Source organism: Photorhabdus africana (assembly GCF_035181445.1).
Lineage (GTDB): Bacteria > Pseudomonadota > Gammaproteobacteria > Enterobacterales > Enterobacteriaceae > Photorhabdus > Photorhabdus laumondii.
In genome coordinates, this window is record NZ_JAXBVE010000194.1 from 1 (window position 1) to 422 (window position 422).

Here is a 422-nt window from a genome sequence, read left to right on the forward strand (position 1 = left end):
TTCCCGCTGGTCGTTTTTACCCAGCTATGAAGACTGGGTTGTCCTCGGGCAGGAGGTGGCGGGTCTGGCCGAAAATGGGTTGAATTATGTCCGCGACAGTACCCGGGAGCTCCTTGCCCAGTTTGGTATCTGGTTCAATCAAGCTGGCAAGTGGGTGTGTGAAGAAATTATTGACCCGATAAGCCATCAGGTCAGCTACGCTTTTTCCTGGGTTAATGAACAAACGGGGAAAATCGTGACCTGGACGGAGAGTGAGATAAAAGCCCGGTGGCAGACGGTGCAACAGGGTTCAGATATCACCCTGGAAGAGCTAAAAAACATTAGCTGGATGCAGATATTAAAAGAGGTGGGTGAAGGCATGCTGGAAATGGTGGTGATTATTGCCGGTGTTGCCGTTGTTATCCTGGTCACCCTTGCCGTCG

1 pseudogene is annotated in these 422 nt (G+C 51.2%); it reads left to right on the plus strand.

The window, feature by feature from the left end:
• Positions 1-422 (plus strand): annotated as a pseudogene (locus tag SLS51_RS23370) (VRR-NUC domain-containing protein); the annotation flags it as partial.